The following is a 21,427-nucleotide window of genomic DNA, read 5'->3' as shown; positions in this document are numbered from 1 at the left end:
ATAACTAGTAATGCTTGAAAAAATACGATTTAATAGAATTGATAATATTCCTCTGTTCCTATCACAAAAAGAAGAAGAGCTGGGGGTAAAGCTTGATTTTGATTTATTAGATACACAGACTGTATGTATTACAAATGATGATAATATTCCAAAATTAGTTACTGATACGCGTATATTTAATAAAGATTCCAATTATACTGCTGATGTAGTTATTAAGCAGCTTCATACCATAGATATTTATAAATTTCCAGAAACAGAGAAAGAATTTTATTTTGAATTAAAAGAAGTCCCAAAGTATCGTCTTGATGCCATTTTAACTTGCCGATCCCCTTTAGTATTCCATCATACCTTAAAGGCTGATATTTATCATTTGCTTTATAAAACAATGTTGCTTAATGGATATTTAATAAAGATTAGAGAGTACAAAAATCTAGCACTTCAAATTAATGAATTTGTAAAACAAGTTATTAATGATGCTCATCCTGTAAAAGTTTTATTAAATGTAGCAGTAGGTGTTGCTCCAACACCGAAAAAAGAGGAAAGTTTAAATTTTTGTTTTGATGAAAAGGATTTTGCTTATTCAAATATTTCACGAACTATAACAACAAAAAATTTTTTAATGACTTTTAAAAAAGGGGATTTATTATTCGAATATATTAAACCAATACCCTCTAAGGCAGGAAGGAATTTAAAAGGAGAAAAAATCACTCTTGATGAGAAAATTGCTCCTTGCCCTATAAAGATAAAAAATGGAATACATAGAGAAGATGAAGTTGGTATTAAGTTTTTTGCAGCACAAGATGGGTTTTTAAAAGAAGTTGGACCTTATACTTATGCAATTACTGATAATTTGGTTCTTTCTAATAGTTTTGATAGTATCCAAGAAGTGCAAGCTGATAAAATGGTGAAAATTAATAGTGTTGTTGATTCTAAATCTACTATTTATGCAGATTTTTGTTTTATTGCCGCACATCAAGGTAATGTTAAAGCACATACCGTTGTCATTGATTCTTTAGAGAAAGGCAAGGTTGAAGCAAGATTTGCTTTTATTAATGCTTCTGCAGGTGGTGTTATTAAGGCAGATTATGTCTATATTAAAGAATTACGCTCTAGCAATCAAGTTTATACTCGTTATTCTTTAGTAACTGATAATATTGTTGGGGATTTTAATATTTTAGAAGTTGACCCAGAAAACTTTGTCTTTTTACATCGGGACAGGCTTAGCTATATAAGATTAGTTGATGAGATGAGAAAAAAAATGCGTTTTTTTCGTCAAAAAATGACTAATTTACGTAATTATTTATTTACCTCACAATCTAAGGCGTATGCGGTAAAAAATCAAGACCCTAATAAACCAGTCCCAAAGGGTTCTTCAGATACCCTAAAGCAACGTGATAAGACTTTAGAAGAATATAAAGAAGCCTTAAAAGAATATAATAATCTTACTAATTTATGGTATATCGGCGAAAAAAAATTAAAAGATATTAATGAGGCAGCTTTTCACGCAAGTGTGATTATACGCGGGAGTTCGCAAGGACAAGAAACTTTATTAAAATTTAGGGCTTACGAACACGAAGTTGAAAGATTATTTAATACTATTGTGCCTCAAGTCAATAATGCCCTTACTTTTAAGATTGTAAAAGAGGGTGAAATTGGTCATTTGCGTCAAACTGATATTGTTGAAACTGAATATACTGAGTGGATAGATAAATTTAATCCTTATGCTGCTAATGAAAAAGACGAAAAAGATAAAGAAGATGATTCAAAAGAAGCTAACTCTTAATCCTTTATCCAAGTTTCACTATCTTATCATCCCTCCTTTAAGCTAGGGGTTATTATTTTTTTAATAAAATAGCAAGTTTATTCTCTAGAAACAGGGGAAATTTTGTAGGAAAGGAGCGTATATGCAATCAAATTCTGCATTAGAGTATGATTACTCCATTGCAAAGTTATTTCTTTTTGCAACTGTCGCATTTGGCATTGTTGGATTATTATTGGGTGTTATTATCGCTTTTCAAATGGCGTTCCCAAATCTTAATTATCTAGCAGGTGAGTTTGGAACCTTTGGAAGACTTAGACCATTGCATACAAATGGCATTATTTATGGTTTTACACTAAGTGGTATTTGGGCTACTTGGTATTATGTAGGACAAAGAGTTTTAAAGATCTCTTATAATGAATATCCTTTTTTAAGGTTTATTGGATATTTGCATTTCTGTCTTTATATCCTTTTAATGATTTTAGCAGTTATTAGTTTATTTGCTGGATTAACACAATCTAAAGAGTATTCAGAACTTGTTTGGCCTTTAGATCTTTTGGTGGTTATCGTTTGGGTTTTATGGGGATTTAGTCTTTTTGGTTCTATGGCTTTAAGGAGAGAACAGACAATTTATATTACTTTATGGTATTTCATAGCCACTTTTGTTGCAATTTCTGCACTTTATATCTTTAATAATCTTTCTATACCTACTTATTTTGTCTCTGGTGTAGGTTCTATATTGCATTCCATTTCTTTCTATGCAGGGACTAATGATGCTATGATTCAATGGTGGTTTGGGCATAATGCTGTTGCTTTTGTCTTTACTTCGGGAATTATTGGTATTATTTATTACTTTTTACCTAAAGAATCCGGACAACCTATATTTTCCTATAAGCTTACTTTATTTTCGTTTTGGGGATTAATGTTTGTGTATATTTGGGCTGGAAGCCATCACCTTATTTATTCAACGGTTCCAGATTGGATGCAAACAATGGGATCAATTTTTTCTGTTGTTTTGATTTTACCCTCTTGGGGAACGGCGATTAATATGCTCTTAACAATGAAAGGGCAATGGCATCAATTAAAAGAATCTCCCTTGATTAAATTTTTAATCCTTGCTTCAACTTGGTATATGCTAACTACCTTAGAAGGTCCTATTCAATCTATTAAATCTGTCAATGCTTTAGCCCACTTTACAGATTGGATTATAGGGCATGTGCATGATGCAGCACTTGGTTGGGTTAGTTTTACAATTATTGCAGCTTGCTATCATATGACGCCAAGATTATTTAAACGTGAGATTTACTCTAAAAATCTTATGGATATTCAATTTTGGATTCAAAGTGCAGCGATTGTTTTATATTTTTCGAGTATGTGGATTGCAGGTATCACGCAAGGTATGATGTGGAGAGCCACCGATGAGTTTGGTTCTTTAGCCTATTCTTTTATTGATACCGTTACGGTGCTAATGCCTTATTATGTTATTAGGGCTATTGGCGGTGCCTTATATTTCTTAGGATTTATTATATTTACTTATAATATTATTATGACAATTGTTGCAAGTAGAGAGCTTGAAAGAGAGCCAAATTATGCAACTCCTATGGCAGCGTAAAGGAGGATTAGATGTTTCATTGGTTAGAAAAAAACCCATTTTTCTTTACGGTAGTATTTTTATTAGTATTCTCCATTGCAGGATTGGTAGAGATACTTCCTGATTTTGCAAAAGCATCACGTCCAACAGAAAATTTAAAACCTTATACTTTGCTTGAAACCGCTGGGCGTCAAATTTACATTACAGAGAGCTGTAATGCTTGCCACTCACAACTTGTTCGTCCTTTTAAAGCAGAAACTGACAGGTATGGTGCTTATAGTCTTAGTGGAGAATATGCTTATGATAGACCTTTTTTATGGGGTTCAAAGAGAACTGGTCCTGATTTGCATCGTGTTGGGGATTATAGAACAACAGACTGGCACGAGCAACATATGCTAGATCCTGCTGGTATTGTTCCAGGCTCCATTATGCCAGCTTACCCTCATCTTTATAAGAAAAACATTGATGTTGATACTGCTTATGCAGAGGCTTATACGCAAAAAGTTGTGTTTGGTGTGCCTTATGATACAGAAAATAACCCTAAATTAGGAGATTTGGAAACTAGTAGAGCAGAAATTTTAGCAGAAGCTCAATTAATTGTTGAAGATATGAAAGATCCAGAAATAAAAGCTGCTTTACAAAGAGGAGAGATTAGGCAAATTGTCGCTTTAATTGCTTATTTAAATAGCTTGGGACAAAAAAGAAGGGCTAATTAAAGTGGATTATGAGACTATACGAATCATTCAAGGTTATGCTTATTGGTTTATAACGCTTTTGTTGGTTATTTTACTTTATACTTATGTGTATCATTTATATAAAAGCCAAAAGAGTGGAAAGATTGATTATGAAAAATATGCAAGACTTGCATTAGATGATAACTTAGAGGATAATCTCATAGAAATTAGAAACAAAAAAGAAGGAAAAAAGGAAAGCTAAATGGAATGGTTTAACTTAAGTGATAGTGTAAATCAACTCGCACTTGTTGGTGCAATATTAATCCTGGCTTTGACTATTTTTATTGCTGGTAGCTATATTAGAAAAATGAAAAATAGTAAGGCTGAAGGTGAGCTGACAAGCGAAGATTGGGATGGAATTAAAGAATTTAAAAATGATATTCCAGTTGGTTGGGGATTGGTTTATTTGGTGCTTATTATTTGGGCATTATGGTATTGGTTTGTAGGATATCCACTAAATTCTTATTCACAAATTGGTGAATATAATCAAGAGGTTAAAGCTTATAATGCTAAATTTGAAGAGCAATGGAAAGATGCTGATACAGAAATACTTGTTAAAATGGGACAGAATTTGTTTTTAGTGCAATGCTCCCAATGCCACGGAATTACAACAGAGGGTATTAATGGTGTAGCAGCAAATTTATTAGATTGGGGTAGAGAAGAAGGAATTATTTTAACTATGAAAATAGGGAGTAAAGGTTTAGATTATCCACTAGGTGAGATGCCACCTATTAATCAATTATCCCCAGAAGTTGCCAATGATGAAGAATCCCAAAAAGCCATTGCTGCTTATATAATGGCTGAAATCTCTGATGTTAAGAAGACAAAATATCCCGATTTAGTGCAGAGAGGAAAAGATCTTTATATTGCTACTTGTAGTGCTTGTCACGGGGAAGATGGAAAAGGTATGGGTGGATTAGCTCCAGATTTAAGCAAATATGGAACCATAACTTTTGTTGCTGAAGTTTTAGAAAAGGGTAAAAAGGGGCATATAGGGAATATGCCATCTTTTAAAAACCAAATGCTAACAGATATCCAAAAAGAAGCATTAGGATATTTTATTTATTCAGATAAAAATTAAGGAGTGGTTTAATGAATGGATTATTTGGAATTAATGGACTTAGTGGGTATTTTCTTTCTGTAGCATTATTATTAGTTATTGTATTTGTTTTAGGCTATTTAGCTATAACAACGCAAAAAAATCAAGTTAATAATCCTTATATTATTGAAAATCCTAGTGCATTAGAAAAAAAGAGTATGGATAATGCTAAACATTATAAGATACAATAAGGGGTAAATAATGATTCGCTTTAGCAGTTTAGAGAAAATTTTGTTTGCAGCACATATTGTTATAATCATAGTTTCTATAGCGGTTGCATTTATTCCTGATATGCTTCTTTATATTGGTTAATCAATGAACTATAAGTTAAAAATAGGGTTTTTTGCTCTATTTTTTTCTATAAGTTTGTATGGCAAATCTTATGTTTTAGATAATCAAAATCAAATTTTAGATAAAACCGCAGATTTTATAGAAGTTTTAGCTAATGAAGTTTATGAAAAGACGGGTGTAAGCTTGTATATTGTCGCTCTTGAGGATTTAGAGGGGATGAATCTTCAAGAGAAAGAATTACTCTACAAAAAGGATCTTAAAAACCCTTATATTCTTTTATTTTTTGTTAAAAAAGAAAAAAAAATTGATATTATCACCACAGAGGATAGTGCTAAAATGTTTGACAAAAAAGAAGTCTATTGGGATTATATTGTGCCATTAATTCCAAATTCTGATAAAGAGCTTACCCAACAAAACATTTCGGCATTCCTATTAAATGGTTTTATGGATATTGCTGATAGAATAGCCCAGTTCCATAAAGTGGAGTTAAAACATAGTTTTTCTACTACCAATAAAGGAGTTGAATTAACTACTAAAATGATACTTTATTTAATGCTTTTTATTTTATTGATTGTATTTGCATTTGTATCCTTAAGAAAAAGTAAATGAATAAAAATTATTGGCCCTTAGGAATTTTTTTATTTGCTTTAGTAGTTGTAGGCTTGATTGTCCTTACTATTAAAACTGCTATTACAAATCCTGTTGAATTGCAAAGAATGTGTCAAAGAAGTTCACAAGATGTTGATGAAAATATCAATGAAATTACAAAACTGCAAGCAGAGTTTTTAAAAAAATATGTTATTAACTTTGAGGGTGCAAGAGAGCAAACTTCAAAGGAATTTCGGCAGGCTTTTATTAGGATAACTTCAAAAGAAAATGGAACGATACAAAGTAATGCTAAGGTTAATTTTTATCTCACTCGTCCTCATACTGCTAGAGAAGATAGGGATTTAGGAAAGGCGGAATTTGTAGATGGATTATGGCAAAGCCCTAGTTTTAGTGTTGAAAGTTTAGGGCGGTATCAGATAGAAGCCTATGTAGAAATTGGTAAAGATTCTCTTTGTATCTCTAAAGAGTATAGAATCAAACAATAAAAGCAAAAACTTCCCATTAGTTATACCCTTAGAGTTTTTATCCTTTCTTTATAATCTCCACTAAAGATATAGCTCCCCGCTACTGCAATATCTACCCCACTTTTTTTTAACTCTAAGATATTTTCATCACTAACCCCACCATCTACTTCAATAAGACAATTTGGGTTACGCACTTCAAGCATATCCTTTAGTTCTTTGATTTTATCTAAGGTATTGGGGATGAATTTTTGTCCCCCAAAACCGGGATTTACACTCATTACTAATACCATATCAATATATTCTAAGAGATAATAAATACTATCTAAACTTGTATGAGGATTAAGCACAATAGCAGGAGAGATTCCATAGTTTCTAATTTTTTGAGCAAGAGAGTTTGAATGTTTCTCCTCCTCAATATGAAAAGAGATATATTTAGGCTTAAAAGGGGCGAATAAATCCACAAAAAAATTATTGTTTTGCACCATTAAATGAATATCAAGGGGCTTAGTGGAAGCCTTAGCAACAGATTCTACTACAACTGGACCTATGGTAAGATTGGGGACAAAATGCCCATCCATAACATCAATATGCACTAAATCACAACCGCATTCACAAATAGCTTTGATTTCTTCTTCAAGTTTTCCAAAATTTGCCGCAAGAATACTAGGGGCTATTAACATAAAAATTCCTTAGGATTTAATCAATAATAATGTAGAAATTGTAGCAGATAATAATTCCACCTTTTTAATTATTAGTGAATAATAATGAAAAAACTATAAAATAATTATTTTTAGCTATAATTTTGAAATTTTAATTTTGGAGTTAAATATCTATGCAAGATAATCTAGCACAAGATTTAGAAAAAATTTTTACTACCATTAAAGATTCTTCTTTACATATTTATCAGATTCTTAGAAATAATATGGGAGAAACCACCCAATCAAAAAATTCAACCGGTGATTTGCAATTACAAGCCGATGTTTTAGCCGATGAAATTTTACACAAGGCTTTTAAGGCTTTAGAATGTGTGAAAGAAATTTGTAGTGAAGAACAAGAGATGGGCATAGAACTTCATAATAATGGAATTTATAAAATTGCTTATGATCCCCTTGATGGCTCTTCCCTAATGGGAGCAAATTTAAGTGTTGGGAGTATTTTTGGCATTTATCGTGGAGAGTTTTTGCCTAAAAATCTTGTCGGGGCAGCTTATATAGTCTATGGAATGGTGATTGGAGTAGGCATTGCCTCTAAACTTAAAGAAGGTGTTGATTATTTTGTCTTTAATGGAGAGGATTTTAAACTTCAAAAAACCTTGTTTTTAAAAGAAGAAGGTAAGCTTAATGCTCCTGGTGGAACGCAGAAATACTGGAGCAAGACACATCAAGATAAAATGAATAATTTATTTCAAAAAGGTTATCGTTTGCGTTATAGTGGAGGAATGGTTCCTGATTTGCACCATATTTTGATAAAAGGTGGTGGCTTGTTTTCTTATCCTTCTACAACCGATGCCCCAAAAGGAAAATTAAGAATGCTTTTTGAGGTCTTTCCTTTTGCCTTTATTTTTGAAAACGCAGGAGGAGGAGCCATTGATGGCAAGCAAAGGCTTTTAGAGTTAGTTCCAAATCATTTACACGATACAACACCTTGTTTTTTTGGGAGTAATAAGGAGATAGAGATTGTCAAGAGATGATAATTTTAAAGAAGCATTAAAAGAATTAAAAGATTGTCAAGCAAAGCATAAAATAACAAGTTGTTTCCTTTGTGATGATGCAGTGGGTTGTGATAAAAAAGAGAGTTTTGAAGATTTAGTAATGCGGAATTTAGATACAAAAATACATTCTTTACAAGATTGTCAAAGGGAGCACAATATAAGAAGCTGTAGTGTTTGTAAGGAATTACTAAATTGTGAGACAAGAAACGCCTATGTTGATGCTGTTTATTTAAGTATGAATAAAGGAAGTGGAGGAAGCTTTGAGTTCTAAATTTTATATTACTACACCTATTTATTATGTAAATGATATTCCCCATATTGGACACGCTTATACAACTATTATTGTTGATGCTTTAGCTAGATTCCATCGTCTATTAGGGCAAGAGGTCTTTTTTTTAACAGGAACCGATGAGCATGGACAAAAAATTGAGCAAGCAGCCGCTAAAAAGGGCAAGAATCCTAAAGAATATGTTGATGAGATTTCTAAGAGATTTAAAGATATTTGGGAAAGCTTTGGGATTAGTTATGATAAATTTATCCGCACAACCGATTCTTATCATATTCAAACCGCACAAAAAGCATTTTTGAAAATGCATCAAAGAGGGGATATTTATAAGGGTGAGTATGAAGGGAATTATTGTATCTCTTGCGAAGCATTTTTTACAAAATCCCAACTTATAGAGGGTGGAAGATGTCCAGATTGCAAGAAAGAGACGACTTTAGTAAAAGAGGAGAGCTATTTTTTTAAACTTAGTGCTTATCAAGAGAGACTTTTGAAGTTTTATAAGCAACATAGTGATTTTATTTTTCCAAAATCGCGTTATAATGAGGTAATAAGATTTATAGAAGATGGTTTAGAGGACTTATCTATTACAAGGACAAGTTTTGATTGGGGGGTTAAGCTTCCTAGTGAAATTGCTAATAAAGATTCTAAAAAGCATATAATGTATGTTTGGTTAGATGCCTTAATTAATTATTTGAGTGCCTTAGGTTATGAGAATGAGTCAGATGATAAAATGGAGTTTTGGCCTGTTAATTACCATATCGTTGGGAAAGATATTTTACGATTCCACGCGATTTATTGGCTTGCGTTTTTAATGAGTTTAGAGTTACCTTTACCTAGGCATATTGCAGCACATGGGTGGTGGACAAAAGATGGTGCTAAAATGAGTAAAAGCGTAGGCAATGTGGTCAATCCACAAGAAATTGTCAATGCTTATGGTTTGGATTGTTTTAGGTATTTTATATTACGCGAAGTTCCCTTTGGACAAGATGGAGATTTTTCACAAAAAGCCTTGATAGAGAGGATAAATGCTGATTTAAGCAATGATTTAGGGAATCTCCTTAATCGTCTTTTAGGGATGAGTGCAAAATATTTTAACAACCATTTAAGGGTTGATATTCAAGCTTTCAAAGCACATTATAAAGAGGAATTAGAAAGTATCCATAAAATTTTAATGGGGTTAGAATCACTCATCCAAGAAGTGCAAATTCATCGTTATTTAGAGGAGCTTTGGAAGATCTTTGCTCTTGCTAATGGCATGATTGCAAAAAAAGAGCCTTGGAGATTAGTTAAAGAAGATAAAATGCAAGAAGTCGCAGAGCTTTTAGTGTTTATTGCTAATCTTTTGATTAAAGCTGCCTTTTGTCTCTCTCCTTGTATGCCAAAAACTGCTAAGGAGATTCTTGATGTTTTCAATATTCCCTTAGAATCAAAGCATTATTTAGAGTTTATTAAGAATAACCAAATTATATCAGAAATGGTTTTAACGCCTATTATGGCTCTTTTTCCTAAGATTGAAACACCTCTTTTAGAAGAAAAACAAAAGCAAATAAAAACCCAACATTTCATTACTAAAGAAGAATTTTCTAAAATAGAAATTAAGGTTGGAACTATTCTAGGTGCAGAGATTATGCCAAAGAGTGAAAAACTTTTAAAGTTACAAGTAGATTTGGGTGAAGAAAGAGAGCGTCAGATAATAGCTGGGATTAAATCTTATTATACTACTCAAGACTTGATTGGTAGGCAAGTGTGTGTATTGGCTAATTTAAAACCAGCGAAGTTAATGGGCGAATTAAGTGAAGGAATGATTTTAGCAGTTAGCGACGATGATGGCTTAAGTTTAATACAACCACAGGCTATAAAGAAAAATGGAAGCCAAATTAGTTAGTGGAGCAATTAATGAATAAAAAAGGGATACAAATTAGTGTTAATGAAATTGTTGAAATCACTTTTGGAACACTTTTAAATAAGCCTAGCATTTCTTTTTTTAGTCAATTTTGTTATGAAATAGAATCGATTCAAAAAGGTGCTTTATTTATTGCTAATGATGAAAAAGATATTGAAATGGCTATTCAAAAGGGGGCTTTTGGAATCCTCTTTAGTGGTGAAATAGCCATGAGTGATGAGGAAGTAGCTTGGATTAGTGTAGAGAATTTAGAGGAAGCATTATTTAGGATTTTGCGTCATTATCTAATCATTTATAATAAAATATTATTTTCCCTCTCACAAGATGAATATGAATTAAGCTCACAAATATTTCTTCCAAAGGAGAATTTGAGTTTTTTTAATGGTTCTTTAGTTGCATTAATAAATCATATTTTAGAGACACCATCTGTTTATATATTAGCCCTTTTGCCTTCAGCTTATCAGGAGAAATTGCAAAAACAAGAAGAAATTCAAGTTTTTTCTAATAAAAAAATTAATGAAGAATTATTACCCTTTATGGTAACTTCTTATTCCCTCTTTGGAATAAAGATTTTTTATCATTCTATGGATTATGAACTCCCTCTACCTAAACTTTTTTTTCAACTCCTAGCAAGAGTATTGAATTTTGCTGAAGAATATTCTTTATCTGTAGATTTAAATAAATTAGAAAGAATTTCAAACTTTAAACCCCTCTACCTTGATGAACGTGGATTTATTTCAAAACCTGGAGCTACTAATCGTGTGCTTTTGGCTTGTGAGGATGTTAAACTTTATGAGCAATATCTTGCTTATTTTACGATGTATGCAAAGTGGGCAAAATTAATGCTATTTGTTCCTAATATTTATCACGAGCTTTACGCACCTTATGGAGAAGTCTATAGTTATGCAGATAAAGAGGAATTGTTTGGGTTGCTTTTAGAGAAGCATTATAATTTTGCTTTAATTTTGGGTGAGAATACTCAAGTATTTGAAGAACGATTCCAATTCCACGAGCTAGAACAGAATCTTTTTGATTGGGTTGAGAAATAAAAAGCTAAAATTCCCCTAACTTTACAAACATTTTACTTATTGTATTTTTTCTTTTTACAAAGCTGTTTTATAATTTTGTATCTTAAAACTACAAAAAAGGATTTTGTATGCAAAGACGAGATTTTTTAAAGACAAGCTCTGTGACATTTTCTTATATTAGCTTTTTTGGGGTATTACCTTTGGGGGCAAAAGAGAATCATTTAATAGGATTTAAGGCACTTCCAGCTAGCACACAAGATGCAGTAATCGTCCCAGAGGGCTATGAGGTAAAACCACTTATTAGCTTTGGCGATCCTTTATTTAGTGATGCAATGCCTTGGAGTGAGAAAAAAATTATAGATAAAAATAGGATTATAAATGCTACAAGAGTTTTTGGTGATAATAACGATGGTATGGCATTGTTTCCATTAAATAGCAATCGGTATATTTTAGTTGTCAATAATGAATATATTAATCCTGAATGGCTTTTTAGTGATAATGGTAAAAATATGGATTCTAGTAAGGTTGCTTATACACAAAACTTGTTAGGGGTAAGCATCTTTGAGATAAAACAAACAAAAAATAATTTTTTTAAGGTTGTGTTGGATTCTCCTTATAATCGGAGAATTACAGCACATACACCTATGCAAATTAGTGGGGTGGCAAAGGGGCATAAGAGTATGCAAACTCAAGCGGACGAAAAAGGTGAGCTAATCTTAGGGACACTCAATAATTGTGCAAATGGGCAAACTCCTTGGGGAACTTATTTAACCTGTGAAGAAAATTTTGATAATTTTTTCGGGGCAAGCGATTCTAATTATCAATTTACACAAAGTCAAAAACGTTATGGAATGAAAGCTAGGAGTAATTATGGTTGGGAGCTTGATTGCCGTTTTGATATTTCTAAAAACCCTAATGAACCTAATCGGTTTGGTTGGGTTGTAGAAATTGATCCTTATAATCCTAATTCCACTCCTATGAAACGCACTGCATTAGGGAGATTCAAACACGAAAATGTTGAGATTATCTTAAGCAAAGAGGGTTATGTTGTTGCCTATATGGGTGATGATGAGGCTGATGAGTTTTTGTATAAATTTGTCTCTAAAGAAAAATTTGATTCTAAAAATCCTAAGAAAAATAAGAATCTCTTAGAGGAGGGAACTCTCTATGTTGCAAGAATACAAGGAGAAAATTTAAGCGGGGAGGGGGAATGGATTGCATTAAATTATGGTCAAAATGGACTAGATTCCACAAATGGATTTTATTCCCAAGCAGATATTTTAATCAATACGCGTCTTGCAGGAAGCATTGTTGGTGCCACACCAATGGATCGTCCTGAATGGATTGCTGCTGATCCTAAGGGAGAATTTGTTTATGCAACATTAACTAATAATAAAAAACGCGAAATGGCAGATGCGGCAAACCCTAGAGAAAAAAATATCTATGGACAAATTATACGTTGGAATCCAAAGGGTAAGAATCACTTAAACACTAAGTTTAAATGGGATATTTTCTTACTTGCTGGTAACCCAATGCGATATCCCAATGATTTGCGTAAGGGGACAAGCAATATCACTAGTGAGAATATGTTTAATTCGCCCGATGGTTTAAAATTTGATAAGTTTGGTAGGCTTTGGATTCAAAGCGATGGTGATTATTCTAACAAGGGGGATTATGCAGGAATGGGGAATAATCAAATGCTCTGTGCTAACCCAGCTACAGGAGAGATTAAGCGATTTCTAACTGCCCCTATTGCAAGCGAAGTTACAGGAATCGCTTTTAGTCAAGATTATAAAACAATGTTTGTAGGAATCCAACATCCCGGAGAAAAACTTGCTCCAAGTCATTATCCAGATGGTGGAGATTCTACACCTAGAAGCACAATCGTGCAAATTACCAAAAAAGATGGCGGAATTATCGGTAGTTAAAAAATTTGTGTATATTTGTTATACAAATAAATAAGCACCCAATACCGCACCGCTTTACCAAGAGCAATAAACACAATAGCTTTGAATATAGAATAGCGATACACACCCAGAGCAAGTGCAAAAATATCACCTAAAATGGGTAAAAAACTAAAGAAAGCATAGAGAAAGCCTCTTTTTTGAATCTTATCTGCATAGCGGTGGATTTTTTGGTGCGTGTTTTTAAAATATTTAAGGTAGAGAGAATCCCCTAAATATCCGATTGTATAGGTGCTTAATGCACCTAATGTATTGCCAAGTGTTGCGACAATCCATACCCAAATCCACGCATAATCAAGAGCCAAAAAGGCAATGACAAAAGCTTCTGAACCTAAAGGATAGAGACTGCTTGCTAAGGCACAAACAAAAAATAGCCCCAAAAGTCCTAAGTTATCCATATAACCGCCTAAAATATTTACTAAAATAAATGTAGATTCTGCCAATACTATTTACTCTAGCTCTTGATAATTTATTATTTAAAATAAATGAAGATTTTAACCTATTTCAAAGCAAAATTTTTAGGAAAAATGTAAGAATTTAATTTTCTTTAAGTTTTGCAAGAAAGTTTCTAGAAAAATTTTTGTAAAATTTATTGTAGAATTTTAACGTTTATAATTAGGAGAGAAAATGAAAATTGCTATACCCGTTTATGATGAAAAATTAGATATTTTTGGGAATACTGGGCATACCCCATTTTTTGCTATTTTTGAGCAAAAAGGCTCTGGAATGTTTAAGAAGATTGATTTTGTAGAATTAAGGCAAAATCCTCGTGGGAATGTAGAAGCTAGTGGGGGTTGTTCGCATAAAGATGAAGATATGAGTAAAGAGGAGCAAATAGCCCATAAAAATGAACATAATGTTTTAGGGGAGATTATCCACGATTGTAAGATTGTGCTTGTGAAAAAGGCTTGTAAAAATACCGCAAAGGTTTTTGAAGAATGTGGGATTAAGATTTGCAAAATAAAACAAGATTGTCAAAATGCTAAGGATTCTTTGAAGTATATTACTTTTTAAGATGGAACAACTATTGCTTTAGACTCGATGAATTTTATGAAAAGGTTTTTAGTATGCAAGGTGGATATTATAGCTCTGTTGGTGGTATAGCAACGCAAATTAATCGTCTTGATGTGATTGCTAATAATATTGCTAATGCCAATACAACAGGTTTTAAACGAGATGATGTTGTAATTGGTGATTTTTTACGACTTTATGAGCAACATAAAGATTTTCTTCCAATTAAAGAGCAAACTAAAGATGCTGCAAAATTTTATAATCGTTCTTTGAATCGTGTCCCACAGATTGTTGAGGAATTTACCGATAGGGCTTTAGGTGGAATGATGATGACAGAGAATGCCCTTGACTTTGCACTAGGGAGAGAAAATGCCTATTTTATGGTTGAAACTCCTAGTGGGATTCGTTTTACACGTGATGGCTCTTTTACACTCAATGAAGAAGGTAGATTAGTAACTAAAGAAGGTTTTCCTGTCTTGCCGCGTGAATATATCGATGCTCCCCAATATATTGATTTTATCAATGGTATTCAAATGGAGGTAGATGCAAATGGGAATATCTTTACACGTTCTTTAAATAATGAAGAGATAAATGAAACACTTTTACTCTCAAATTTAGCTGTGGTTTCTTTTGAAAATCCAAAATATTTAAAAAAAGTGGGTGATAATCTTTACCAATATCCAGAAGAACGTTATAATGAAATGGAGTTCTTAGGGCAAAGTGGAGCTGTTAGGCAAGGATTTTTAGAAAAAAGTAATATCAATGTCGTCTATGAAATGACGGGATTAATTGAAACCAATCGTTTAGTAGAGGCTTATTCTAAGGTACTAAAAACACATATGGATGAGCTAAACACTGAAGCTATTACAAAATTAGCCACAAAAGCATAAAAAGGATTTTACAATGATGAGAGCACTTTATACCGCGACTACTGGGATGTTAGCACAACAATTACAAATTGATGTAACTTCTAATAATATTTCTAATGTTAATACTTATGGGTTTAGAAAAGAGAGGGCAGAATTTGTAGATTTATTCCATCAAGTCTTGCAATATGCTGGTTCTAGCACTTCAGAAACTACTCTTTCTCCTACTGGTATGGAAGTGGGTTTAGGTGTTCGCCCAAGTGCGGTGCAAAAGATATTCTCTCAAGGAAATTTTAAAAATACAGAACAAAGGCTTGATATTGCTATTACAGGGGAAGGATTTTTTCAAATAGAATTACCTGATGGGACGATTGCTTATACAAGAGATGGATCTTTTAAGCGGGATAATGAAGGGAGAATGGTTAATTCACAAGGTTATTTATTGGTACCTAATATAACTATTCCTAGTGAAGCTACGCAAATAAATATCGGAGCAGATGGAACTGTAAGTGTTGTAGAAAATAATCAAACTAATGAATTAGGGCAAATTGAAATAGCTAATTTTATTAATCCCGCAGGACTTCACGCTTTAGGGGATAATCTTTTTTTAAACACTAATGCTTCAGGAGATCCTGTAACAGGAACTCCAGGATTAAATGGGCTTGGTCAATTACGACAAGGTTTTGTTGAGCAAAGCAATGTGAAATTAGTTGAAGAAATGACGGATTTGATTGTAGGACAAAGAGCCTATGAGGCAAATTCAAAATCAATTCAAACTGCAGATTCTATGCTACAGACTGTCAATGGACTAAAGAGGAATTAATAGTTTGACTTAGAGCAAACTATTGACACTCCGGACAAACTCCAAACAATGCTACAGAAACATCTTTAATTTTATAAAGTGTTTGTTTTTCGCAAATTTTTTGTAAAGCTTTGATAGAAGAATCAAAATGTATATCTTGGATATTCCCACATTTTTCACAAACAAGATGAATGTGCGGTTGTTTAATGAATTCATATTTTTGTTTTTGATTGGGTAATTTTACTTCAACAATGATACGAGCCTCTTGCATAGAAGTTAGATTCTTATAAATCGTTGCTAGGGACATTGAAGGATGAGTTTCTTTAATATTTTCATAAATTTCTTCAATACTAATATGTCCATTTTTTTCAATTTCTTTTAAAATAGCCATTCGTTGAGGGGTAATTTTTAAATTATTTTGTTTTAAAATTTTTTCAAACATAGCTTAAACCTTAAATTTAGATACAGAAACTGCTTATTTTAAAGCTTTAAAGCAATTCCTACAAGAGAATATAAAATTATAACAATTAAACTATTTTTATACGCCGCTATTCTATAAATAATTACTTTTTTTGTCAATAAAAATTTTCCAAAATTGTGTTAGGAGAAATTAATTACTTTGAGATAGCAATAATTTTGAAAAATTTTATTCCTTTTAAAGTTCATTTATTATAGAATGTGGGCTAGAGTAAAATACGCAATTAAAGTTTTGAGGTTTATAAAATTGTTTGGTGTTATTACAGAGAGCTTTCAAAGTGCCATTAATAAAATTCGTTTTCAAGACGATGAGAAAGCTTTAAAAAAAGCTTTAGAAGAACTTAAGAAATCACTTCTAAAATCTGATGTGCATTATAAAGTCCTAAAGCATCTTTTAGAAGAAATAGAGCAAAAAACTAAGTTAGCAGGTATTGGTAAAGATAATTTTTTAAAGGCATTAAGAGAATCTTTAGTAAATATTTTAACGACTTCTAGTAATTATGGATTTATCTTTGCGCCAAAACCTCCTACTATTATTTTGATGGCTGGTTTGCAAGGAAGTGGGAAAACAACAACAACGGCGAAATTAGCTCATTATTTGAAGACAAGACAAAAAAAGGTTTTACTCGCAGCTTGTGATTTACAAAGATTAGCAGCTGTGGAACAATTACGGCAATTAAGTTTTCAAGTAGAAGTTGATTTTTATTATGAGGAGCATAAGACAGCTATTGAGATTGCTAAAAGAGCTAAGGAAAAGGCTATTGAAGGGCTTTATGATGTTTTATTGGTGGATAGTGCAGGACGTTTGGCTATTGATGAGGTTTTAATGAATGAGTTGTATGCCATTAAAGAAGCTATTAATCCTAATGAGGTTTTTTATGTAGTTGATAGCTTAAGCGGTCAAGATGGTGTCAAAAGTGCTGCATTATTTCACCAAAAAATGGATTTAACTGGCGTTATTTTAAGTAAATTTGATGGTGATAGCAAAGGTGGTATTGCTTTATCTATTGCTCATCAATTAGGTATCCCACTCCGATTTATTGGAGTAGGGGAAAAGATTGTAGATTTAGAAGTCTTTATCCCTGATAGAATCGTGGGTCGTTTAATGGGTGCTGGGGATATTCAATCCCTTGCAGAGAGAACAGCAGCAGTTATTAGCGAAAAAGAAGTTAAAGATATTTCTAAAAAGATTAAAAAGGGGAAATTTACTTTTAATGATTTCTTGACACAACTTGATAATGTTAAAAAAATTGGTTCTATGCAGTCTATTATCTCGATGTTACCAGGTCTTGGTAATGTAGCAAGTGCTTTAAAAGATGTTGATTTAGATAATTCTAAGGAAATTAAACAGATGCGAGCAATGGTGGCTTCTATGACCCCTAAAGAACGAGATAATCCAGATTTACTTAATGGGAGTCGTAAAAAACGTATCGCACTTGGGGCAGGTGTAGATGTAAGTGATGTGAATCGCTTCTTAAAGCAATTTGAGAATGCTGCTAAAATGGCAAAGAGATTTTCTAACAAGGGGGTATGGCGGATTTAATGGGACTAATGAAAGACGCTAAAATGGGACAACTAAGGCGTTAGGCTTAATAAATCTGTTGAAAGTAGAAATAATTTCTTTTTTCAACAGATTTATCATCTGTGATACTTTAGTTTTTTAAGGAGTAACCTTTGGCAACAGTTATCCGCTTAACAAAAATGGGACGCAAAAAAAAGCCTTTTTATAGGATTGTAGTAACAGATAGTAGAAAAAAACGTGATGGTGGTTGGATAGAATCTATTGGCTATTATAATCCTTTAGTAGAGCCATCTATTGTAAAATTTGATAAAGAACGTTTGGAATATTGGGTTAAAGTTGGTGCTAAGATGAGTGAGAGGGTAAAAACTATTACAAAATAATAATGGTAGAACATTTTATCAAAGATTATGTGCAAAAAATCGCTACGCAACCAGAAAAAATTGAAGTAACTAAGAAAGAGTTAGAACCTAATTTTTATGAGATAGAGATTATTTCTTCAATGCAAGATGCTGGAAAACTCATTGGTAAAGATGGTAAGATGATAGGTGCTATTAAAACCTTTATTTTAGGTTTAAAAGCAAAAGAGGGTAATTCTTATAGGATTGTTGTAAAATCGCAAGAATGAAAAAAAATATTATACAAAAAGATTGGGTAAGTGTTGGGAAGGTTGGTAAATCTGTGGGTGTTAAAGGCAAGGTTCTTTTACATCTCTTAAGCGATTTTCCAGAGACATTACAAAAGGATATTTCTTATTTTACAAAAAATGGAGAATTAACCATAGAAGCCTATGATCCAATCAACTCCATCGCAAAATTTGTCGGGATTGATTCTAAGGAAAGCGCTAAAACAATTACCAACTTAATCCTCTATACCACACAAGAAGCTACAAAGCAATATTGCTTATTAAGGGAAGAGGAATATTTTTGGTTTGATATTATAGGCAGCTTTATTGTAGAAAATGATGAGGTTTTGGGTAGAGTTCAAGAGGTCGAACGTTTTTGTAAAGAAGATTTTTTATGGATACAAACAAGTGATGAACTCCAAAAACAAAGTTATCCTAAATATTTTTTAATCCCTTATACCAAAAGATATATTCTAAAAGTAGAAGCGAGTAATCCAAAAAATATTCATACGCAATTTTGTAAAGATATTTTAGAAAATAGTTAATGGAATTTATCTTTGTAACTTTATTTCCACATTTAATTCAATCTTATTTTAGTGATTCTATTCTTCATAGAGCTTTGAAATGTCAAAAAATTGGTGTGGAATTTTGCAATCCTAGAGATTTTAGTCAAAATCGTTATCTTAAAGTTGATGATTATCAAGTAGGTGGTGGGGCTGGATTACTTTTAGAGCCCATTCATTTAAGCCTTGCTTTAGATTCTATTTTAAAAAAACATCCCCAAACCCATATAATTTTTTTAACCCCTTGCGGTAAAACTTTTAACCATAAAGATTCAAAACGATTAGCCAAAAAGTCTCATATTACTTTTGTTTGTGGGCGTTATGAAGGTTTTGATGAAAGGTTAATTGAAGTTTATGCTAATGAAGTTTTAAGCATAGGAGATTTTATTTTAACAGGCGGTGAGTTAGCTGCATTATGTCTTTGTGATAGCATCTCTAGGCAAATACAGGGAGTTTTAGGAAATAGCGAATCTTTGATTGGGGAGAGTTATGAAGTTTCTTTGTTGGAATCACCAAATTTTACAAAACCCCATATTTTTAAAGGTTTATCTATCCCTTCAGAGTATTCAAAGGGAAATCATATTAAAATCAACGATTTAAAATTAAAGATAGCAGAGGCAAAAACTAAATTTCATAGGATTGACCTCTATTGGCAATATCAACAAAGGTTAAAAAATGAGAAATAGATATATTCAGCACTTTGAAGATACACAAATTGAGGGCAAAGAGATTCCTCAATTTAAAGCAGGCGATACTCTAAAAATTGGTATTAGAATTTCTGAAGGAGATAAAACAAGGATCCAAAATTTTGAAGGTGTTTGTATTTCTTTGCGTGGAGTGGGAACAGGAAAAACTTTTACTATTAGAAAGATTGGTGCAAATGGTATAGGTGTTGAGAGGATTTTTCCTATTTATTCTGATAGCATTGAGAGCATTAAGGTGCTTAAAATAGGTCGTGTTAGAAGGGCAAAACTCTATTATTTACGCACTAGAAGTGGTAAATCTGCAAGAATTAAAGAAGTGAGAAAACAATCTTAATTATTGAAGAATTTTCACTTCTTCTTGTAATAAGATATTGTGCTTTTTATAAACTTCTTCTTTTGCAAGGTTAATAAGATTTATGGCTTCTTCAAAGCTAGAGTCTCCTACATTAATGAGAAAATTAGCGTGTTTTGGGCTAAAATATAAACTTTTGCTTTTCCCAAATTTCTTACCCTTTAAACCAATACTTTCAATAAGGAACCCCGCATAATTATTTGGGGGATTTTTAAAACAACTCCCAAAACTAGGTTCTTTTGGTTGATTGCTACGCATAGTTTTTAATGTTTTTACTAAATTTAAATCAAATCCTTTTTCCTTTTTAAAAATCCCTGCAAAGATTAATGTGTTAATTTCACTATTGCGATAACTTAAATGCAAATCCTCAACAGCAGTAAATTCTAAGCTATGAGAATGCTTAATTGAAAGGATTCCTAAGAGAGTAGATTTTATCTCATATTCTTTTAAACCCGCATTCATTTTGATAATTCCTCCTATACTTCCTGGTAATTCCCCTAAAATTTCAAAACCTCTTAAGTTGTGCTTTTTAGCATAAGAAAAAAGCTTTCCACTAGGAGTTAATGCCCCTACTTCTAAGCTATCTCCACAATCTTTAATATAATCAAAATTTTTGTTAAGCAAAATGAGATTTTTTGCTAATGGGGAAATGAGGAGATTATTAGCTTTACCTATAATTTGTGGAATGGAGTGTTGCAAAAGCTGAAAATAGTCTTGAGGAGTTTCTATGATATTAATAGTGTGTAGAGTGCCTATTTTGGCACTAGAATAAATGCTAAAATCAATGGATCTTTGAAACATTAAAAGATAAAGGTTGGAATCATATTAAAGATTTTGGTTGTAAAATCTATGAGCATATTTAGCATCCAGGGCATTGTAAAAATTATTACAATAATAACTGCTAAAATTTTAGGGACAAAAGTCAGAGTCATTTCATTAATTTGGGTAGTAGCTTGGAATATGCTAATCATTAAACCCACTACTAAACCAACTAACAACATAGGAAGGGAAAGAATAAGCGTTATTTTATAAGTTTCAACAGCAAGACCTATAAGTTGTGCGTCCATTA

The 21,427-nt window shown here is 32.3% G+C and carries 26 protein-coding genes and 1 pseudogene; 22 read left to right on the top strand and 5 right to left on the bottom strand.

Annotated elements, in window-relative coordinates; translation table 11 throughout:
- Positions 1-10 precede the first annotated feature (10 nt).
- The 8 genes from CDV25_RS07830 to CDV25_RS07795 all read left to right on the top strand — a co-directional run bounded on the left by CDV25_RS07830 (position 11) and on the right by CDV25_RS07795 (position 6,568).
- On the top strand, positions 11-1,783 hold the full coding sequence (locus tag CDV25_RS07830) for a flagellar assembly protein A (RefSeq protein ID WP_108911472.1): 1,773 nt from the start codon (positions 11-13) through the stop codon (positions 1,781-1,783).
- Between the two features lie 121 nt (positions 1,784-1,904).
- Positions 1,905-3,371 carry a cytochrome-c oxidase, cbb3-type subunit I gene (ccoN, locus tag CDV25_RS07825; protein ID WP_108911471.1) on the top strand — a complete coding sequence of 489 codons (1,467 nt, stop codon included), beginning with the start codon at positions 1,905-1,907 and terminating at the stop codon, positions 3,369-3,371.
- A gap of 11 nt (positions 3,372-3,382) precedes the next feature.
- Entirely contained in the window at positions 3,383-4,066 is a 684-nt protein-coding gene (gene ccoO, locus CDV25_RS07820; RefSeq protein WP_108911470.1) for a cytochrome-c oxidase, cbb3-type subunit II, read from the top strand.
- A 1-nt stretch (position 4,067) separates the two neighbouring features.
- Positions 4,068-4,286 carry a cytochrome c oxidase, cbb3-type, CcoQ subunit gene (locus CDV25_RS07815; protein ID WP_034552357.1) on the top strand — a complete coding sequence of 73 codons (219 nt, stop codon included), beginning with the start codon at positions 4,068-4,070 and terminating at the stop codon, positions 4,284-4,286.
- A complete protein-coding gene (locus CDV25_RS07810; RefSeq protein WP_108911469.1) occupies positions 4,287-5,165 on the top strand; it encodes a c-type cytochrome in 879 nt (292 codons plus the stop codon).
- 11 nt (positions 5,166-5,176) lie between these two features.
- Complete coding sequence (locus tag CDV25_RS07805; RefSeq protein WP_034552362.1) at positions 5,177-5,374, top strand: DUF4006 family protein; 198 nt, start codon at positions 5,177-5,179, stop codon at positions 5,372-5,374.
- 124 nt (positions 5,375-5,498) lie between these two features.
- Positions 5,499-6,083, top strand: a complete 585-nt coding sequence (locus tag CDV25_RS07800; protein WP_108911468.1) for a hypothetical protein — start codon at positions 5,499-5,501, stop codon at positions 6,081-6,083.
- Positions 6,080-6,568, top strand: coding sequence for a hypothetical protein (locus CDV25_RS07795; RefSeq protein WP_108911467.1), 489 nt, complete (start codon positions 6,080-6,082; stop codon positions 6,566-6,568). The genes CDV25_RS07800 and CDV25_RS07795 overlap by 4 nt, the downstream gene beginning before the upstream one ends.
- Before the next feature lie 20 nt (positions 6,569-6,588).
- Here CDV25_RS07795 and rpe read toward each other — a convergent pair whose 3' ends face one another.
- Positions 6,589-7,227, bottom strand: a complete 639-nt coding sequence (gene rpe / locus CDV25_RS07790; protein ID WP_108911466.1) for a ribulose-phosphate 3-epimerase — start codon at positions 7,225-7,227, stop codon at positions 6,589-6,591.
- A gap of 152 nt (positions 7,228-7,379) precedes the next feature.
- Between rpe and CDV25_RS07785 the strand changes: the two genes are divergently transcribed.
- From CDV25_RS07785 to CDV25_RS07765, 5 genes are all read left to right on the top strand, one after another.
- Positions 7,380-8,237, top strand: coding sequence for a class 1 fructose-bisphosphatase (locus tag CDV25_RS07785; RefSeq protein ID WP_108911465.1), 858 nt, complete (start codon positions 7,380-7,382; stop codon positions 8,235-8,237).
- On the top strand, positions 8,224-8,529 hold the full coding sequence (locus tag CDV25_RS07780; protein ID WP_108911464.1) for a hypothetical protein: 306 nt from the start codon (positions 8,224-8,226) through the stop codon (positions 8,527-8,529). Before CDV25_RS07785 ends, CDV25_RS07780 begins: the two co-directional genes overlap by 14 nt.
- Positions 8,519-10,429 (top strand): methionine--tRNA ligase, encoded by a 1,911-nt coding sequence (metG, locus tag CDV25_RS07775; RefSeq protein WP_239056346.1) that lies wholly within the window; start codon positions 8,519-8,521, stop codon positions 10,427-10,429. The genes CDV25_RS07780 and metG overlap by 11 nt, the downstream gene beginning before the upstream one ends.
- A gap of 11 nt (positions 10,430-10,440) precedes the next feature.
- The gene (locus CDV25_RS07770; RefSeq protein ID WP_108911462.1) at positions 10,441-11,496 is read left to right on the top strand and encodes a hypothetical protein; all 1,056 of its coding nucleotides are present in this window, start codon (positions 10,441-10,443) and stop codon (positions 11,494-11,496) included.
- A 107-nt stretch (positions 11,497-11,603) separates the two neighbouring features.
- Positions 11,604-13,403, top strand: coding sequence for a PhoX family protein (locus CDV25_RS07765; RefSeq protein ID WP_108911461.1), 1,800 nt, complete (start codon positions 11,604-11,606; stop codon positions 13,401-13,403).
- Here the strand turns inward: CDV25_RS07765 and CDV25_RS07760 are convergent.
- Entirely contained in the window at positions 13,400-13,837 is a 438-nt protein-coding gene (locus CDV25_RS07760) for a YqaA family protein (RefSeq protein WP_108911460.1), read from the bottom strand. The two genes, CDV25_RS07765 and CDV25_RS07760, sit on opposite strands and share 4 nt — an antisense overlap.
- Before the next feature lie 229 nt (positions 13,838-14,066).
- Between CDV25_RS07760 and CDV25_RS07755 the strand changes: the two genes are divergently transcribed.
- From CDV25_RS07755 to flgG, 3 genes are read left to right on the top strand one after another with little or no spacing between them, the layout of a single operon-like run.
- Positions 14,067-14,453, top strand: coding sequence for a NifB/NifX family molybdenum-iron cluster-binding protein (locus CDV25_RS07755; protein WP_108911459.1), 387 nt, complete (start codon positions 14,067-14,069; stop codon positions 14,451-14,453).
- A 53-nt stretch (positions 14,454-14,506) separates the two neighbouring features.
- The gene (locus tag CDV25_RS07750; RefSeq protein WP_108911458.1) at positions 14,507-15,340 is read left to right on the top strand and encodes a flagellar hook-basal body protein; all 834 of its coding nucleotides are present in this window, start codon (positions 14,507-14,509) and stop codon (positions 15,338-15,340) included.
- Positions 15,341-15,353: 13 nt separating this feature from the next.
- On the top strand, positions 15,354-16,139 hold the full coding sequence (flgG, locus tag CDV25_RS07745; protein WP_108911457.1) for a flagellar basal-body rod protein FlgG: 786 nt from the start codon (positions 15,354-15,356) through the stop codon (positions 16,137-16,139).
- A gap of 19 nt (positions 16,140-16,158) precedes the next feature.
- Here flgG and CDV25_RS07740 read toward each other — a convergent pair whose 3' ends face one another.
- Entirely contained in the window at positions 16,159-16,560 is a 402-nt protein-coding gene (locus CDV25_RS07740) for a Fur family transcriptional regulator (protein WP_108911456.1), read from the bottom strand.
- A 282-nt stretch (positions 16,561-16,842) separates the two neighbouring features.
- Between CDV25_RS07740 and ffh the strand changes: the two are divergent.
- From ffh to rplS, 6 genes and pseudogenes are all read left to right on the top strand, one after another.
- A pseudogene (ffh, locus tag CDV25_RS07735) lies at positions 16,843-18,182 on the top strand (signal recognition particle protein).
- Between the two features lie 87 nt (positions 18,183-18,269).
- The gene (gene rpsP, locus CDV25_RS07730; protein ID WP_108911455.1) at positions 18,270-18,497 is read left to right on the top strand and encodes a 30S ribosomal protein S16; all 228 of its coding nucleotides are present in this window, start codon (positions 18,270-18,272) and stop codon (positions 18,495-18,497) included.
- Between the two features lie 2 nt (positions 18,498-18,499).
- On the top strand, positions 18,500-18,742 hold the full coding sequence (locus CDV25_RS07725) for a KH domain-containing protein (RefSeq protein WP_108911454.1): 243 nt from the start codon (positions 18,500-18,502) through the stop codon (positions 18,740-18,742).
- Positions 18,739-19,284: a ribosome maturation factor RimM gene (rimM, locus tag CDV25_RS07720; RefSeq protein WP_108911453.1), complete on the top strand. Its 546-nt coding sequence runs from the start codon at positions 18,739-18,741 to the stop codon at positions 19,282-19,284. Before CDV25_RS07725 ends, rimM begins: the two co-directional genes overlap by 4 nt.
- Positions 19,284-19,988 (top strand): tRNA (guanosine(37)-N1)-methyltransferase TrmD, encoded by a 705-nt coding sequence (gene trmD, locus CDV25_RS07715; protein ID WP_108911452.1) that lies wholly within the window; start codon positions 19,284-19,286, stop codon positions 19,986-19,988. The genes rimM and trmD overlap by 1 nt, the downstream gene beginning before the upstream one ends.
- On the top strand, positions 19,978-20,340 hold the full coding sequence (rplS, locus tag CDV25_RS07710) for a 50S ribosomal protein L19 (RefSeq protein ID WP_108911451.1): 363 nt from the start codon (positions 19,978-19,980) through the stop codon (positions 20,338-20,340). Before trmD ends, rplS begins: the two co-directional genes overlap by 11 nt.
- Here rplS and CDV25_RS07705 read toward each other — a convergent pair whose 3' ends face one another.
- Both CDV25_RS07705 and fliQ read right to left on the bottom strand, forming a co-directional pair.
- Positions 20,341-21,159, bottom strand: a complete 819-nt coding sequence (locus tag CDV25_RS07705; RefSeq protein ID WP_108911450.1) for a UDP-N-acetylmuramate dehydrogenase — start codon at positions 21,157-21,159, stop codon at positions 20,341-20,343.
- On the bottom strand, positions 21,159-21,425 hold the full coding sequence (gene fliQ, locus CDV25_RS07700) for a flagellar biosynthesis protein FliQ (protein ID WP_034552406.1): 267 nt from the start codon (positions 21,423-21,425) through the stop codon (positions 21,159-21,161). Before fliQ ends, CDV25_RS07705 begins: the two co-directional genes overlap by 1 nt.
- Positions 21,426-21,427: the final 2 nt, after the last annotated feature.

This window comes from Helicobacter apodemus, from assembly GCF_003097575.1.
GTDB classification, from domain to species: Bacteria; Campylobacterota; Campylobacteria; order Campylobacterales; family Helicobacteraceae; genus Helicobacter_D; species Helicobacter_D apodemus.
This window is presented reverse-complemented; position numbering and strand designations above follow the sequence as displayed.

Bases quoted from the DNA above. Each gene is read 5' to 3' on its own strand.
- CDV25_RS07740 (WP_108911456.1), bottom strand. From the start codon at position 16,560: ATGTTTGAAAAAATTTTAAAACAAAATAATTTAAAAATTACCCCTCAA.
- rimM (WP_108911453.1), top strand. From the start codon at position 18,739: ATGAAAAAAAATATTATACAAAAAGATTGGGTAAGTGTTGGGAAGGTT.
- CDV25_RS07830 (WP_108911472.1), top strand. From the start codon at position 11: ATGCTTGAAAAAATACGATTTAATAGAATTGATAATATTCCTCTGTTC.
- CDV25_RS07705 (WP_108911450.1), bottom strand. From the start codon at position 21,159: ATGTTTCAAAGATCCATTGATTTTAGCATTTATTCTAGTGCCAAAATA.
- trmD (WP_108911452.1), top strand. From the start codon at position 19,284: ATGGAATTTATCTTTGTAACTTTATTTCCACATTTAATTCAATCTTAT.
- CDV25_RS07785 (WP_108911465.1), top strand. From the start codon at position 7,380: ATGCAAGATAATCTAGCACAAGATTTAGAAAAAATTTTTACTACCATT.
- CDV25_RS07725 (WP_108911454.1), top strand. From the start codon at position 18,500: ATGGTAGAACATTTTATCAAAGATTATGTGCAAAAAATCGCTACGCAA.
- ccoO (WP_108911470.1), top strand. From the start codon at position 3,383: ATGTTTCATTGGTTAGAAAAAAACCCATTTTTCTTTACGGTAGTATTT.
- CDV25_RS07805 (WP_034552362.1), top strand. From the start codon at position 5,177: ATGAATGGATTATTTGGAATTAATGGACTTAGTGGGTATTTTCTTTCT.
- CDV25_RS07765 (WP_108911461.1), top strand. From the start codon at position 11,604: ATGCAAAGACGAGATTTTTTAAAGACAAGCTCTGTGACATTTTCTTAT.
- CDV25_RS07760 (WP_108911460.1), bottom strand. From the start codon at position 13,837: ATGGATAACTTAGGACTTTTGGGGCTATTTTTTGTTTGTGCCTTAGCA.
- CDV25_RS07810 (WP_108911469.1), top strand. From the start codon at position 4,287: ATGGAATGGTTTAACTTAAGTGATAGTGTAAATCAACTCGCACTTGTT.
- CDV25_RS07750 (WP_108911458.1), top strand. From the start codon at position 14,507: ATGCAAGGTGGATATTATAGCTCTGTTGGTGGTATAGCAACGCAAATT.
- CDV25_RS07770 (WP_108911462.1), top strand. From the start codon at position 10,441: ATGAATAAAAAAGGGATACAAATTAGTGTTAATGAAATTGTTGAAATC.
- CDV25_RS07800 (WP_108911468.1), top strand. From the start codon at position 5,499: ATGAACTATAAGTTAAAAATAGGGTTTTTTGCTCTATTTTTTTCTATA.
- CDV25_RS07795 (WP_108911467.1), top strand. From the start codon at position 6,080: ATGAATAAAAATTATTGGCCCTTAGGAATTTTTTTATTTGCTTTAGTA.
- fliQ (WP_034552406.1), bottom strand. From the start codon at position 21,425: ATGGACGCACAACTTATAGGTCTTGCTGTTGAAACTTATAAAATAACG.
- ccoN (WP_108911471.1), top strand. From the start codon at position 1,905: ATGCAATCAAATTCTGCATTAGAGTATGATTACTCCATTGCAAAGTTA.
- rplS (WP_108911451.1), top strand. From the start codon at position 19,978: ATGAGAAATAGATATATTCAGCACTTTGAAGATACACAAATTGAGGGC.
- flgG (WP_108911457.1), top strand. From the start codon at position 15,354: ATGATGAGAGCACTTTATACCGCGACTACTGGGATGTTAGCACAACAA.
- CDV25_RS07755 (WP_108911459.1), top strand. From the start codon at position 14,067: ATGAAAATTGCTATACCCGTTTATGATGAAAAATTAGATATTTTTGGG.
- rpe (WP_108911466.1), bottom strand. From the start codon at position 7,227: ATGTTAATAGCCCCTAGTATTCTTGCGGCAAATTTTGGAAAACTTGAA.